This window comes from Streptomyces diastatochromogenes, from assembly GCF_002242805.1.
In the GTDB taxonomy this organism is placed as follows: domain Bacteria; phylum Actinomycetota; class Actinomycetes; order Streptomycetales; family Streptomycetaceae; genus Streptomyces; species Streptomyces diastatochromogenes.
Window position 1 is genome coordinate 86,762 of the sequence record NZ_MCGQ01000008.1, and the last position, 13,984, is coordinate 100,745.

Here is a 13,984-nt window from a genome sequence, read left to right on the forward strand (position 1 = left end):
CACCCTATCCGGGGTTCACGCACTTCCTTAACTTCACAAATTTCTGAAAGAAGCGTACGTTCGGAAACATGACCAAGGCCATCACGGTCTCCGGACTCCACAAGTCCTTCGGCCGTACCCACGCGCTCGACGGCCTCGACCTCGACGTCGAGACCGGCGAGGTCCACGGCTTCCTCGGCCCCAACGGCGCCGGCAAGTCGACCACCATCCGTGTCCTGCTCGGCCTGCTGCGCGCGGACTCGGGCGCGGCACAGGTGCTGGGCCGCGACCCGTGGACGGACGCGGTGGAGGCACACCGCCGGATCGCCTACGTCCCCGGCGACGTGACGCTGTGGCGGAACCTGTCGGGCGGCGAGGTCATCGACCTCTACGGCCGGCTGCGCGGCGGGTTGAACGCGGGGCGCCGCGCGGACCTGATCGACCGCTTCGAGCTGGACCCCACCAAGAAGGGCCGCACCTACTCCAAGGGCAACCGGCAGAAGGTCGCCCTGGTCGCCGCCTTCGCCTCGGACGTGGACCTGCTGATCCTGGACGAGCCGACCTCGGGCCTGGACCCGCTGATGGAGGAGGTCTTCCAGCGCTGCGTGACGGAGGAGCGGGAGCGGGGCCGCACGATCCTGCTCTCCTCGCACATCCTCAGCGAGGTCGAGGAACTCTGCGACCGGGTCAGCATCATCCGCAAGGGCCGGACCGTGGAGACCGGCTCGCTCGCCGACCTGCGCCACCTGACGAGGACGAGCGTGAGCGCCGAACTCGCGGGCCCGCCCAACGGGTTGGCGAACCTGCCTGGCGTCCACGACCTGGACGTGCGGGGCCACCGGGTCCGCCTCCAGGTGGACACCGACCAACTGGACGCGGTCCTGCGCCAGTTGAGCGAGTCGGGCGTACGCTCCCTGACCTCGACCCCGCCGACGCTGGAGGAGCTGTTCCTGCGCCACTACCAGGATCTCGACGAGGCGGCGGCGCGATGACGACGTTCACGGGCACGGGAGTGCTGCTGCGTTTCTCGCTGCGCCGCGACCGGGTGCTGATCCCGGTGTGGCTCGCGGTGAACGCGCTGATGGTCCTCTCCATGCCGAACACCCTGCGGACCCTCTACGGCACGGCCGCCGAACGCGCCGACCTGGTGAGCCAGTTGCAGACCAACGCCTCCTTCCGCGCATTGATCGGCCCGGTCTTCGACACCTCGCTCGGCGCGCTGACGGCGTGGCGCGTGGGGGTGTACGCCGCCGCGCTCGCGGCCGCGATGAGCCTGCTGATCGTCGTACGGCACACCCGGGACGAGGAGGAGAGCGGCCGCCAGGAGCTGGTGGCGTCCGGGATGGTGGGCCGCCGGGCCTCCCTCACGGCGGCTCTGCTGGCGGCGGCCGTGGCCAACGCCGTACTCGCGCTGCTCATCACGGCCGGTCTGGCCGGGCAAGGAGCCCCGGGCGCGCTGTCCTTCGGGCTCGGCCTCGCCGGGGTCGGCATGGTCTTCGCCACGATGGCGGCGATCGTCGCCCAGCTGACGGAGAGCGCCCGCCTGGCCCGGGGCCTGACGGCGGCGGTCCTCGGCGCGGCCTTCGTCCTCCGCGCGGCGGGCGACTCGACGACGAACGACGGCTCGTCCGCCCTGACCTGGCTGTCCCCGCTGGGCTGGCTGGAGAACCAGCGCTCCTTCGCACACGAACGCTGGTGGGTACTGGCGCTCTTCGCGGCGGCGGTGGCCGTACAGGCCGTGGTCGCCTACGAGCTGGCGGGCCGCCGTGACCTCGGCATGAGCTTCCTGCCCACCCGCCCGGGACCGCCCACCGGGCGTCTCGCCACCGTGGGCGCGCTGGCCTGGCGGCTCCAAAGGGGCAGCGTGCTCGGCTGGTCGATCGGCTTCTTCCTCGCCGGAGTGGTGTACGGCGGGCTGACCGACGGCGCGGCCGACCTGGTCCGCGACAACGACAACGCACGGCAGATCTTCGAGCGGATGGGCGGCCGGAACGGCCTCACGGACGCGTTCCTGGCCTCGATGGTGGACATGCTCGGCCTGATCGCGTCCCTGTACATCGTGGCCTCGGTACTACGCCTGCACGGCGAGGAGACCTCGGGCCGCGCCGAACCGGTGCTGGCCTGCGCGGTGAGCCGCCTCCGCTGGGCCGCGAGCCACCTGACGATCGCCTTCGGCGGCTCGGCCCTGATCATGCTCCTGGCGGGCCTGGGCTTCGCGGCCGGCTACGGGAGGCAGATCGGCCCGGTGCTGGGCGCGTGCCTCCTCCAGGTCACCGCGGTCTGGGTGATCGGCGGAGTGACCCTGCTCCTGTACGGGCTCGCACCCCGACTGGCACCGGCCGCCTGGGGCATCGCGGTGGCGGTCCTGCTGCTCGGCTGGATCGGCCCCGCCCTGAACGCCCCCCGGATCGTCCTGGACCTCTCCCCCTTCGGCCATCTGCCCAAGCTGCCGGGTGGGGCGATGGAGTGGGGGCCGGTGTGCGCCCTCCTGGCCCTTGCGGTGCTGCTGGTGACCGGCGGGCTGGCGGGGCTGCGCAGGCGCGACCTGACCACGTGAGCCCCACCGCCGGGCCGGGCGTCAGGCGATCCGCACGTCCAGCCCCTCCAGGCCCCGGATCACAAAGTTCGGCTTCCGCTCCGGGTCTGTCGCGAGGGCCAGGGTCGGGGCCTTCTCCAGCAGTGCCGTCATCGAGGCCGCCAGCTCGATGCGGGCCAGAGGCGCGCCGATGCAGTAGTGGATGCCCGCGCTGAACGAGATGTGGGGGTTGTCCTTGCGGGTGAGGTCGAGCTGGTCGGGGGCCTGGAAGACCTCCGGGTCATGGTTGGCGGAGCCGAAGAGCATGGCGATCTCCGCGCCGCTGGGGATCGTCGTGCCGTCGATCTCGATCTCGTCCAGGACCCAGCGTTCGAAGAGCTGGAGCGGGGTGTCGTAGCGCATCAGCTCCTCGATGGCCGAGGGGACGAGGGAGTGGTCGGCGCGGAGGGCCGCCAGCTGGTCCGGGTTGCGGAACAGGGACCACCAGCCGTTCACGGTGGCGTTGACGGTCGCCTCATGCCCGGCGTTCAGCAGCAGGACGGCCGTGGAGATCATCTCCTGCTCGGTCAGCCGGTCGCCCTCGTCGTGGGCGGCGATGAGCCCGGAGATCAGGTCGTCGCCCGGCTCCTTGCGGCGCTGGGCGATCAGTTCGCGCAGGTAGTCCGAGAACTCGACGGAGGCCCGCACCGCCTTCGCCGCCGTCTCCTGCGACGGGTTCAGCTCGTACATCCCGCAGATGTCCGCCGACCAGGGCCGCAGCGGGGCCCGGTCCGACTCCGGGATGCCCAGCATCTCGGCGATGACGGCGACCGGCAGCGGCTCGGCCACGTCCGTGAGCAGATCGCCTCCGCCCGCCGCGACCAGCCGGTCCACCAGCTCGCCGGCGAGCTTCGCCACGTACGGCTTGAGCTGCTCGACCGTACGCGGTGTGAACGCCTTCGACACCAGCCGGCGGATCCGGGTGTGGTCCGGCGGCTCCAGGTCGAGCATCCCGTGGTCGTTGAGCGTGTGGAACGGCTCGTGCGCCGCCGGGGGTGCGGTACGCCCGAAGTCCTCGTGCGTGAACCGGTGCTGGTACGTGCGGCCGAGGCGCCGGTCCCGCAGCAGCGCCGAGACGTCGGCGTGCCGCGGGACCAGCCACTGATTCGTGGGCTCGTAGTAGTGCACCCGGCCCTTGGCGCGCAGCTCGGCGTACGCGGGGTACGGGTCGGCCAGGAAGTACGGGTCCCAGGGATCGAAGGCTGCCATGCACGGACGTTAGACCGACGATCCCCCTCCTGACCAGGGGTGTCTCAGCGGCTCACGGGGTGGCGGCGTTGACCTCGCCGTTCTTGACGTCGCCCGCCTACCCAGGTGTCACCAGCCGCGCCTCGTACGCGAACACAGCCGCCTGGGTACGGTCCCTGAGCCCCAGCTTCACCAGGATCCGGCTCACATGGGTCTTGATCGTCGACTCCGCCACCACCAGCCGCTCGGCGATCTCCGCGTTCGACAGGCCCTGCGCGATCAGGACCAGCACCTCCGTCTCCCGCTCCGTCAGCTCCCCGTACGCCGCCTGCGCCGAGGGCATCATGCGCGGCGCCTCCGACAGCCGGGAGAACTCCGTGATCAGCCGCTTGGTGACCGAGGGGGCGAGCAGCGCTTCACCGGAGGCCACCACCCTTACGCCGTCGGCCAGTTGGCGGGCCGAGGCGTCCTTCAGGAGGAAGCCGGAGGCTCCCGCGCGCAGCGCCTGGTACACGTACTCGTCCAGGTCGAACGTGGTCAGCACCAGCACCTTCGCCGTGTCGTCCGCCGCGACGATCTCCCTCGTCGCCTCGATGCCGTTCAGCTCCGGCATACGGATGTCCATCAGCACCACGTCCGGCGCCAGCTCCCGCACCCGCTCGACCGCCTGGCGGCCGTTGACGGCCTCGCCGACGACCTCGATGTCCGGCATCGCGTTCAGCAGGACCGAGAAGCCCTCGCGCACCATCATCTGGTCGTCCGCGATCAGTACGCGGATCGTCATGCCTCACCCTCGATCGCGGTGTCGGCCGCCGGCACCGGCAGGAACACCGTCACCTCGTACCCTCCGTCGGCCGTCGGGCCCGTCGTCATCTCCCCGTTCAGCATCGAGACCCGCTCCCGCATCCCCGTGATGCCGTGCCCGGCGCCCGGCGAGGGCTTCAGCAGGGCCGAGGCGGGCGGCGGGCCGTTGACTATGCGCAGGCCCAGGCCACCGAGCACATACCCGATCTCGACCCGCGCGCCCGCCTCCGGGGCGTGCCGCAGCGTGTTGCTCAGCGCCTCCTGCACAATCCGGTACGCCGACAGCTCCACGCCCTGCGGCAGTTCGCGCACCGCACCGGTCACCGCCTTCTCCACCTCGAGCCCGGCCTCCCGCACATTGGCCAGCAGCCCGTCCAGGTCGGCGAGGGTGGGCTGCGGGGCGTCCGGCGCCTCGTAGTCCTCCGCGCGGACCACTCCCAGGACCCGGCGCAGCTCGGTCAGGGCCGCCACCGCGTTCTCCCGGATGGTGGCGAACGCCTTCTCCAGCTCCGGCGGGGGGTTCTCCACCCGGTAGGGCGCGGCCTCCGCCTGGATGGCGACCACCGACATGTGGTGGGCGACCACGTCGTGCAGCTCTCGGGCGATGGTTGTGCGCTCCTCCAGCAGCGTGCGCCGCGAACGCTCCACCGCGGTCACCGTCTGCTGGGCGGTCACCTCCTGCTGGGCCTCCCTGCGTATCTGCCGGACGGTGACGACCAGCAGGATCAGCGCGGAGAGGACCAGCATCGGGCCGATGTTGGTGTCGTAGTGGCGCCAGCCGAAACTGCTCTGGAGCACGAAGCCGTAGGCCGCGGTCAGCACCCACATCCAGGCCGCCGTGCGCGGGCGGGTGCGCAGCGCGACCACCGTGAGCACCACCAGGTGGGACAGGAAGCTGCCTGGCGTCCACGGCCAGTCGCCCCAGTTGCCGCCGGCTATGACGGCGGTGACCGTGGTCGCGGCGAGGGAGGACCAGAACGCTCCCACCGGACGCGCCAGGGTCAGCAGGACCGGCCCCAGGGCCAGCAGCCCGCACACCAGCGGCAGCAGCCCGGAGTCGTCCGTGCTCCCCACGGCGAGGAACGCCGCCATCGCGCCGAGGACCGCCACGACCGTGTGCGGTGCCCAGTCCGCGTACTCCTTCATCCGGCCGCCGCGGCGGGCGAGCCGGCCGTCGGCGTCCCTGCGGGGCAGCGGGCGGTAGGCGAAGGCGTCGTGGAACAGGTCCTGCCGCAGCCCGCGCAGGGCATCCGCGGCGAGCCGGAACTCGGGGCTGCGCGGCCTCGCGGCTCCGCCCTGCGGTGTCGGCTGCGTGTGCGTCGTGTCGGTCACGTGGAAAACGGTAGGGCCCGGGCGGGGTAGCGGTCGTCCCCTCGGAGGGGGGTCCTTGGGGATCCTTCTCAGGTACTACAAGTAGGGGGCGGGACAGTACCTAGGGGTGGGGCAGTCCTCAGGGTGCCGGACCCAGGGAGCCGGGCGGGACGGGGTCAGTGCCCGCCGGGGCGGACCAGACCGGACTCGTAGGCGAAGATCGCCGCCTGGGTGCGGTCGCGCAGGCCCAGCTTCACCAGGATGCGGCCCACGTGGGTCTTCACGGTCTGCTCGGCGACGACCAGGTGCTCGGCGATCTCGGCGTTCGTCAGGCCCTGCGCGATCAGTGCGAGCACCTCCGTCTCGCGCTCCGTCAGCTCGCCCACGCGCTGTTTGAGCGGGGCCCGGGGAGGGCCGTCCATACGCGAGAACTCGGCGATCAGACGGCGGGTGATGCCCGGGGCGAGCAACGCGTCCCCGGCCGCCACCACTCTCACCGCATCGGCGAGCTGGTCGGCGGAGGCGTCCTTGAGCAGGAACCCGGAGGCTCCGGCGCGCAGCGCGTCGTACACGTGCTCGTCCAGGTCGAAGGTGGTGAGCACCAGGACCTTGGTGCCGGGGTGGTCGGCGGTGATGCGGCGGGTCGCCTCGATGCCGCCGAGTTCGGGCATCCGGATGTCCATCAGGACCACGTCCGGGGTCAGTTCGGCGGTCTTGGCGATCGCGTCGCGGCCGTGCACCGCCTGTCCGATCACATCGATGTCGGGCTTGGTGTTGAGCAGCACGGTGAAGCCCTGCCGGACCATCTCCTGGTCGTCGGCGATGAGTACGCGGATGGTGCCGGCGCCGCTCGTCATGGGGTCGGTTCTCCTGTCGGGGGCTGGGGGTGGTGCGGGTCGTCGTCGGGCAGGGGCGGGAAGTAGATGTCGGGGCGGGGAAAGTCCGGGCGCAGGGGCCGGGGCTGACGTGGGGTGCCCGTCTTGGGGAGGAACGCCGTCACCGTGAAGCCGCCGTGCAGGTTCGGGATCGCGCTGAGGTGCCCGCCGAGCATCGCCGCGCGCTCCCGCATGCCCAGCAGGCCGTGGCCGGAGCCCGGGGAGGGCTGGACCGGGCGGCGGGGACGGGAATTGGTCACGCACAGCAATATGCCGTCGGACTGATGGCTGACCTCCACCCGGACGCTTGAACCCGGGGCGTGCCGCAGGGCGTTGCTCAGCGCCTCCTGGACGATCCGGTACGCCGACAGCTCCACACCCGGCGGGTAGGTGCGGGTCTCGCCGCAGAGGCGGGTGACGACGTCCAGGCCGGCCGCCCTGGTGTTCTCGATCAGGGCGGCCAGGCGGGCGAGGTTCGGCTGCGGGCCCTCGGTCGCGTCGGGGTTACCGGGGTTGTCGGGGGACTCCGAGCGCAGGACGCCGAGGACGCGGCGTAGTTCGGTGAGGGCCTCCAGGGCGTTGTTGCGGATCCCGGCGAGGTTCTCCTTCAGCTCCTCCGGGGGGTTCTCCACCAGGTGGGGGGCGACCTGGGCCTGGATGGAGATCACCGACATGTGGTGGGCGACCACGTCGTGCAGCTCGCGGGCGATACGGCTGCGCTCCTCCAGCAGGGTGCGGCGGGCGCGTTCCTCCGCGGTGATCGTCGTCTGCTCGATCAGCTGGGTGCGGGCCTCGCTGCGGCTGCGCAGGGCGGTGCCGACGAGGACGGTGACGGCGAAGAGGGCTACCGCTATGACGCCGGTCGAGGAGTAGCGCTGGGCACCGATCACGCCTTGCAGGACGTAGGTCGTCAGGGTCGTCACGGCCAGGGCGGCGAGGGTGAGGCGTATACGGACGCGCAGGGCCAGGAGGAGGAGCACGGCCATGTGGGCGAGCAGCGTGGGCGTGGTCCAGGGCCAGTCGGGGCCGGGGGTCGAGACCGTCCCCAGGTGGGGGCGGGCCAGGAGGGCGGTGAGGGCGGCGGCGGTCAGGGACAGGGTCCAGGCGGGGGTGGGGCGCCAGAGGGCGAGGACGATGGCGGTGGCCTGGAGGGCGCCGGTGAGGAGGGCTACGGCTGTGGTGAGGCCGTAGGAGGTGTGGAGTTCGTCGCTTCCGGCCAGGGCGATGCCGAGGGCTGTGTAGGCGGTGAGGAGGTAGGTGAGGAGGCGGAGCCAGCGGTATTTCGAGAACGGGGGTGAGTGGGGGGAGGGGGTTTCTCCCAGCCAGGTGCGGAGGGGGGATTTGCGGGGTGTGTCGGGTGCGGGTGTGTGGGTGGGCACCTGGCCTTCGGCCGGGTCTGGGTTCCCACCCGCACCACCCGTACCGCTTTCGTGGTCGGGTGCGGGTGGCCCTTGTGGGGCGGATTCGCCGTCGGCGGGTGCGGCACGTGGGTGGGGTGTGCGGCTTTCGTCGTTGGGTGTCTTTGGGCCCTGTGGGGCGTGCGCGTCGTCGGCGGCCGCGGGTGTCACTTGGGCAACTTTAGGCATTGTGTGGGGTCTTCGCTTGGGGGGAATGGTGGTGGACCAGGCGGGACGGGCGGTTGCGGGGGCGGCGGGGGCCCTGTTCGTGGTGGCGGAAGGCCAGCCAGAAGAGGGTCAGGGTCAGGGCGAAGAGGGGGAGGTAGGCGAGGCGGGCCGCTACCCAGCTCAGGGAGTCGGGGCGGGTGTGCAGGCCGGGGAGGCGGCCGGCCAGGAGGGCGGTTGCCGTCGTGGCCATCAGGGCCGTCTGGTGCCAGAGGAAGATCGTCATTGCCGAGAGGTTGGTCAGGGTTGTCGCCGACCAGACGAGGGGGCGGGTCATCGCTCGGTGCAGGCGGTCTCTGAGGAGCAGCGCCAGGCCGCACTGGGCCAGGCCGAACGTCACGGCCGCCAGGGTCGGGGGGTTGAGGTTGGAGATGGTCGTGCCCGGGACTCCGACCATGGAGGCCGGGTAGCCCGCCCAGATGATCAGGGCCGCCGTTGCCGTCGTACCGGATATGAGCAGGACCCAGGCCGCTCGGCGGGTGTCCAGTTCGCCTCGGGTCCAGGCCGCGCCCAGGGTGTACGGGACCAGCCAGCCCGCCGCCAGGTTCACCCAGCCGAGCCAGGACGGGCCCATGTGCAGGCCGAAGCGCAGGACGTCCACGTGCAGGACGACGGCCAGCGGCCAGAGGGGGTTGAGGCGCGTGAGGAGGGGGGTCGCGGCGGTCAGGGCCGCGAAGACCAGGAGGAACCACAAGGGGGACAGGGCGAGTTTGAGGAGGGTGTGGATGGTGGCGAGAGGGGCGCCGGTGAGGAGGAGACTCACTGCGGCCACCGTCCAGAGGGCCAGTAGGGCTGCAACCGGGCGCAGGAGGCGGGTGAGCCGGGCGCGGAGCCAGTGGGGGTACGTCGTGCCGCGGGCCTGTGCCGAGGCCAGGCTGCGGGTCGCCACGTGACCGCCCACCAGGAAGAACACCGCCAGGGTCTGGAAGATCCAGGAGATCGGGGCCAGCCACGGCATGCGCTGCAGCGGGCTCGCCGTGTGCAGGCCGCCGTCCTGCGCGACCAGTGCCGTGACCAGCCAGTGGCCGAGGACCACACCGAGGATCGCGAAGGCGCGCAGGGCGTCGACCGCGCGGTCCCGGGAGGCGGGGGTGGCGGCGTCCACGCGGTGGGCGCCCTGACGGATCGCGTGCAGCGCGCGGCGCGGAGCGCGCGGGGTCGGCTCAGCCATGGGTCACCTCCGAGGTCTCGCCGAGGGTGATGCGGGCCAGGTTGGCGAGGGAGACCGAGCCCGGGGTGAAGTAGCCGCTGTGGTCGGCGTCGGCCGCGTCGAAGACCCGGGCACCGAAGGCGTGCGAGACGGGGTCGGTGCCGAAGCCGACGGTGGCGAGGAGCAGGTCGGCGCGGATGTGGGGTACGTGGGCCACCCAGTCCTTGCTGCCGCGGGCCGCCCAGACTCGGGTGGGGGTGTGCAGGGCTGCGACGGTGTCCGCGGCTGTGCCGGGGCTGCCGAGCAGGACGATGTCGTCCACGGGGAGGGTGGGGGCGGATCGGGCGCAGACGACTGAGCCGTAGGAGTGGCAGAGGAGGGTGATGTGGGTGGTGGGGGTGGGGGTGATTCCGCGCAACTGTCGTATGAAGGCGCGCAGTTGGGGGGCCGCTTGGTCGGCTCGGGTGGTGGTGGTGACTGTGGTGCTGACCGTGGCGGGGGTTTTGTAGCCGAGCCAGGCGATGACCGCTGTGCGGGGGTTGGTGCGGTGCGCCGCCTTGTAGAGGGCCGCCGCGGTTCGGTGGAAGCGGGCGTAGGTGTCCAGGGAGGTGTCGGAGCCGGGGACCAGGACGGCGATGTGGTCCGCGTGGGTGGGGTCGCCGAGGACTTCTGTGGCCTGGCCCGGGCCTCTGCCGTCGAAGGTGAGGAGGTTGCGGGTGGCGAGGGTGCGGTCGGCTGTGGCGCGGTGGTTGTCGCCGTGGGTGGCGGCCATGTGGGCTGCGTGGGTGGCGTTTTCTCGGTTCGCCTTGTAGATCGCCTGGAGGTTGGCTGCGGTGGGAGTGGGGAGGGTGGCGGGGGCGGGTGCCGGGATCTGAGGGTGGGCGGCTGCGGTCAGGGCTGCGACGGTTGCGGCTATGAGGAGGCCCTGGCGCCACGTGCGGTGCGTTTTTGGGTGCGGGTGCGTGGGTGGGCACCCGGCCTTCGGCCGGGTTTGGGTTCCCACCCGCACCACCCGTGCAGCTTTCGTCGTCGGGTGCGGGTGGCCCTCGTGGGGCGGAAGCGCCGTCGGCGGCTGCGGGTTGTCGGGATGGAACGAAAGCGCCGTCGGTGACTGCCCCATGGTTCGGTTCCTCTCAGAGAGCCCGGCCATCGGGCTTGTCTGAGGAGGAAGTTAGGAACCGGGGGGTGTCGTCGGCGTCCCGCCAGGGAGCTGTTCTGGGATGTAGCTCTCAGGTACTACGGGTATGACCGGGTCGGGGTCAGAGGGCTACCACGCCAGTTGGGCGATCTCCTCCGCCACCACCGCGCACGCGTCCGCCGCCGGGTCGATCAGCGGGAAGTGGCCCACGTCCTCCAGCAGCGTCAGGCCCACCACCTCGCCCGCCTTCGCCGCCGCGTCCGCGTAGGACTCGGCCACCGCCTGCGGTACGTCCAGGTCCGCACGGCCCTGGACCAGGGTCGTCGCGATGCCCGTCGGGAGGAGGAGGGCGGGGTCGGCGTACGGCCGGCGCTCGGCGAACCCGTCCTGGCCGCCGAGGAGTTGGAGGGCCGCGTTACCGCAGACGTCCAGTTTCTCCGCCATCGCGAAGTCCGCGATCGGGGCGAGGGCGACCACGCCGCGCAGCAGGGCCGGGCCGCCCGTGCGCCAGGGGGCGTCGGCGGGCAGGACGTGGCGGGCCGCTCCCCACAGGGCGAGGTGACCGCCCGCCGAGTGGCCGGTGAGGACCATGCGGCGGGGGTCGGCCTGCGGAAGCGCCTCGCGGACCAGGGCGGGGAGGGCGTCCAGGGCGGCGGCTACGTCGTCGAAGGTGTCGGGCCAGCGGCCGGCCAGCGGGGTCGACGCCCCGGTGCCGGATCCGGTGTTCTGGGCCCGGATCTGGGGGTCGCCGCCTCGCCGGTACTCCACATTGGCCACGGCGAAGCCCTTACGGGCCAGGTAGTCCGCGAAGGGGGTGACGTGGCGGCGGTCGTAGGGGGCGCGCCAGGCCCCGCCGTGCAGGACGACGACCAGGGGGGCCTGGGTCGCATCGGTCCGGGGGGCGTAGAAGTCGATCACCTGGTCGGGGTGGTCGCCGTAGGCGGCGGTGACGTCGGGGTCGACCGGGGGGTGCGAGAAGGCCGACTCCTCTTCGGCGGCGGCGCGGGCTGCTGCGGCGTCGTCCGGCATGCTCCAACCTCTCAGTGACAGAACGGGTTTGGCGGACCGGGTGGCGACTCTTCGTCGACCGTTGGCGGGGACGGTATCAGGCCGGTGACGTGCATGGAGAGGCAGAGCAAGGGGAGGGGGACGAGGAGGGGGCGGGGTGGTCGACCGCACCCCGCCCCCCTTGTCTCCGCTCGGCCGGCCGAGCACCTCCGCCGGCCGAGCGCCTCCCCTAGCCCAGCGCCTCCCCTAGCCGAGCACCTCCCCCAGCACCCGCGCCGCCCGCTCCGTCTCGGCGAAGCTCACATACAGCGGGCTGAAGCCGAAGCGGAGGACGTCGGGGTTGCGGAAGTCGCCGACCACGCCCCGGTCGATGAGCCGCTTCATCACGTCACCCGCGTCGGGGCAGCGCAGGGCGATCTGGCTGCCCCGCTCCTCGTGGGCGTCCGGGGTCACGGAGGTGATCCGGCCCGGCTCGGTGTACGCCGTGACGCACTCCAGGAAGAAGTCGGTCAGGGCCAGGGACTTGGCGCGGACCGCGGCGACGGAGGCGTCGTCCCAGATCTCCAGGGCCGCCTCAAGGGCCAGCATGGAGAGGATGTCCGGGGTGCCGACGCGGCCGCGCAGGGCGCCCGGCGCCGGGGCGTAGGACTGACTCATGCCGAAGGGCTCGGCGTGCGAGTTCCAGCCGGGCAGCGGCGAGTCGAAGCGGTCCTGCAGGTCACGGCGGACGTAGAGGTACGCGGGTGAACCCGGGCCGCCGTTCAGGTACTTGTAGGTGCAGCCGACCGCCAGGTCGACCCCGTGCTCGTCCAGGCCCACCGGCAGGGCGCCCGCGCTGTGGCACAGGTCCCAGACCGCGAGCGCGCCGGACGCGTGGATCGCGGCGGTCAGCGACGGCAGGTCGTGCAGGCGGCCGCTGCGGTAGTCGACGTGGTTCAGCAGCACCGCCGCCGTACGGTCGCTCAGCGCCGAGGGGACCTCCGAGGGGGTCACCGGGCGCAGGGTGCGGCCGGTCATGCGGGCGGCCGACTCGGCGATGTAGCCGTCCGTGGGGAACGTGGTCGCGTCGACCAGGATCTCGTCGCGGGCCGGGCCGGCCATGCGGACGGCGGCCACAAGTGCCTTGAAAACGTTGACACTTGTGGAGTCGCCCACGACGATCTGGCCCGGCGCCGCACCCACCAGCGGGGCGATGCGGTCACCGATCCGCTCGGGGGCCGTCCACCAGCCGCTCTCGTCCCAGGAGCGGATGCGCAGCTCGCCCCACTGCCGGCGGACGACGTCCTCGATCCGGGCCGGCACGTTCGCCGGCAGGGCGCCCAGGGAGTTTCCGTCCAGGTAGACGCCCGCGGCGTCAGCCGCATGATCGGACACAGTGTCGAGGACGAAGCGGGAGCGCAGCGGGGCCAGTTCGTCCGCCGCGTCCAGCTTCTCGGCGCGCACAGTCAGCTCAGACATGGGACCTCGCCGTCCACAGCTCCGGGAACACGTTCTTGCCCGCGCGCTTCTCCAGCCAGGCCACGCCCGCGGAGCCGCCCGTGCCGGGCTTGGCGCCCATCGCGCGGCGGGTGGCGACCAGGTGGTCGTTGCGCCAGCGCCAGACCAGTTCGGCGACGTCGGACAACGCCTCGCCGAGGCGGACGAGTTCGGAGTTCTGGTCGCCGGAGTAGACCTCCGCCCAGGCCGCCTCGACGGCGTCGGACGTCTCGTAGCGCTGGGCCACGTCCCGGTGCAGGACCGGCTCGGGGATCGCGTGGCCGCGGCGCGCGAGGAGCCGTACGACCTCGTCGTACAGGCTCGGCTCGTGCAGGGCCTTCTCCAGTTCCGCGTGGACGCGCGGGGCGCCGCGGTGCGGGACGAGCATGGACGCGGACTTCTCGCCGAGCAGGAACTCCATGCGGCGGTACATCGCCGACTGGAACCCGGAGCCCTCGCCGAGGGCGGAGCGGTACGAGTTGAACTGGGCCGGGGTCAGCTGGCCGAGCGGCTTCCAGGAGGCGTTCAGGGCCTCCAGCTCCCGCACGGAACGCTTCAGCGCGGCGAGGGCGGTCGGGACGTCGTCCGAGCGGAGCGCCTTCGCGGCGGTCTCCCACTCGTGCACGATCACCGTGAACCACAGCTCCATGACCTGGGTCGTGACCAGGAAGACCATCTCTCCGGGGTCGTCGGAGAGAGTGTGCTGGAGGTGGGTGAGCACATCCGCCTTGACGTAGTCCTCGTAGGGCGTCGTACCGGCGAAGTCGAGATGCGGGGTCTCGGGCTCAGCGGCCTCATGAGGGGGGCGAGCCTGGTGGGACATCACTGTCTCCTGTTGTTACTCAGGGTAGCGGTCCG

General features: G+C 72.0%; 12 protein-coding genes. 2 read left to right on the plus strand and 10 right to left on the minus strand.

The genetic code is table 11. The features are described from left to right. Positions 1–68 precede the first annotated feature (68 nt). Together BEK98_RS08680 and BEK98_RS08685 are read left to right on the plus strand one after the other, a co-directional pair. Positions 69–971, plus strand: a complete 903-nt coding sequence (locus BEK98_RS08680; RefSeq protein WP_094215827.1) for an ABC transporter ATP-binding protein — start codon at positions 69–71, stop codon at positions 969–971. Continuing rightward, a complete protein-coding gene (locus tag BEK98_RS08685) occupies positions 968–2,536 on the plus strand; it encodes an ABC transporter permease (protein ID WP_094215828.1) in 1,569 nt (522 codons plus the stop codon). Before BEK98_RS08680 ends, BEK98_RS08685 begins: the two co-directional genes overlap by 4 nt. A gap of 21 nt (positions 2,537–2,557) precedes the next feature. Here the strand turns inward: BEK98_RS08685 and BEK98_RS08690 are convergent, their stop codons facing one another. The 10 genes from BEK98_RS08690 to BEK98_RS08735 form a co-directional block, all read right to left on the minus strand. Next, entirely contained in the window at positions 2,558–3,763 is a 1,206-nt protein-coding gene (locus tag BEK98_RS08690; protein WP_094215829.1) for a cytochrome P450, read from the minus strand. Positions 3,764–3,860: 97 nt separating this feature from the next. Continuing rightward, positions 3,861–4,526 carry a response regulator gene (locus BEK98_RS08695; protein ID WP_094215830.1) on the minus strand — a complete coding sequence of 222 codons (666 nt, stop codon included), beginning with the start codon at positions 4,524–4,526 and terminating at the stop codon, positions 3,861–3,863. Beyond that, positions 4,523–5,878, minus strand: coding sequence for a sensor histidine kinase (locus tag BEK98_RS08700; protein WP_094215831.1), 1,356 nt, complete (start codon positions 5,876–5,878; stop codon positions 4,523–4,525). The genes BEK98_RS08695 and BEK98_RS08700 overlap by 4 nt, the downstream gene beginning before the upstream one ends. Positions 5,879–6,033: 155 nt before the next feature. Further along, positions 6,034–6,714, minus strand: coding sequence for a response regulator (locus BEK98_RS08705; RefSeq protein WP_094215832.1), 681 nt, complete (start codon positions 6,712–6,714; stop codon positions 6,034–6,036). Further along, positions 6,711–8,111, minus strand: coding sequence for a sensor histidine kinase (locus tag BEK98_RS08710; RefSeq protein ID WP_244201796.1), 1,401 nt, complete (start codon positions 8,109–8,111; stop codon positions 6,711–6,713). Before BEK98_RS08710 ends, BEK98_RS08705 begins: the two co-directional genes overlap by 4 nt. A gap of 199 nt (positions 8,112–8,310) precedes the next feature. Continuing rightward, complete coding sequence (locus BEK98_RS08715) at positions 8,311–9,525, minus strand: acyltransferase family protein (protein WP_094215834.1); 1,215 nt, start codon at positions 9,523–9,525, stop codon at positions 8,311–8,313. Further along, positions 9,518–10,276, minus strand: coding sequence for an alpha/beta hydrolase (locus BEK98_RS08720; RefSeq protein WP_425276597.1), 759 nt, complete (start codon positions 10,274–10,276; stop codon positions 9,518–9,520). The genes BEK98_RS08715 and BEK98_RS08720 overlap by 8 nt, the downstream gene beginning before the upstream one ends. Before the next feature lie 495 nt (positions 10,277–10,771). Next, positions 10,772–11,671: an alpha/beta hydrolase gene (locus tag BEK98_RS08725; RefSeq protein WP_094215836.1), complete on the minus strand. Its 900-nt coding sequence runs from the start codon at positions 11,669–11,671 to the stop codon at positions 10,772–10,774. A gap of 225 nt (positions 11,672–11,896) precedes the next feature. Then, positions 11,897–13,108: a kynureninase gene (kynU, locus tag BEK98_RS08730; protein WP_094215837.1), complete on the minus strand. Its 1,212-nt coding sequence runs from the start codon at positions 13,106–13,108 to the stop codon at positions 11,897–11,899. After that, positions 13,101–13,949 (minus strand): tryptophan 2,3-dioxygenase family protein, encoded by an 849-nt coding sequence (locus tag BEK98_RS08735; protein ID WP_094215838.1) that lies wholly within the window; start codon positions 13,947–13,949, stop codon positions 13,101–13,103. The genes kynU and BEK98_RS08735 overlap by 8 nt, the downstream gene beginning before the upstream one ends. Positions 13,950–13,984 lie beyond the last annotated feature (35 nt).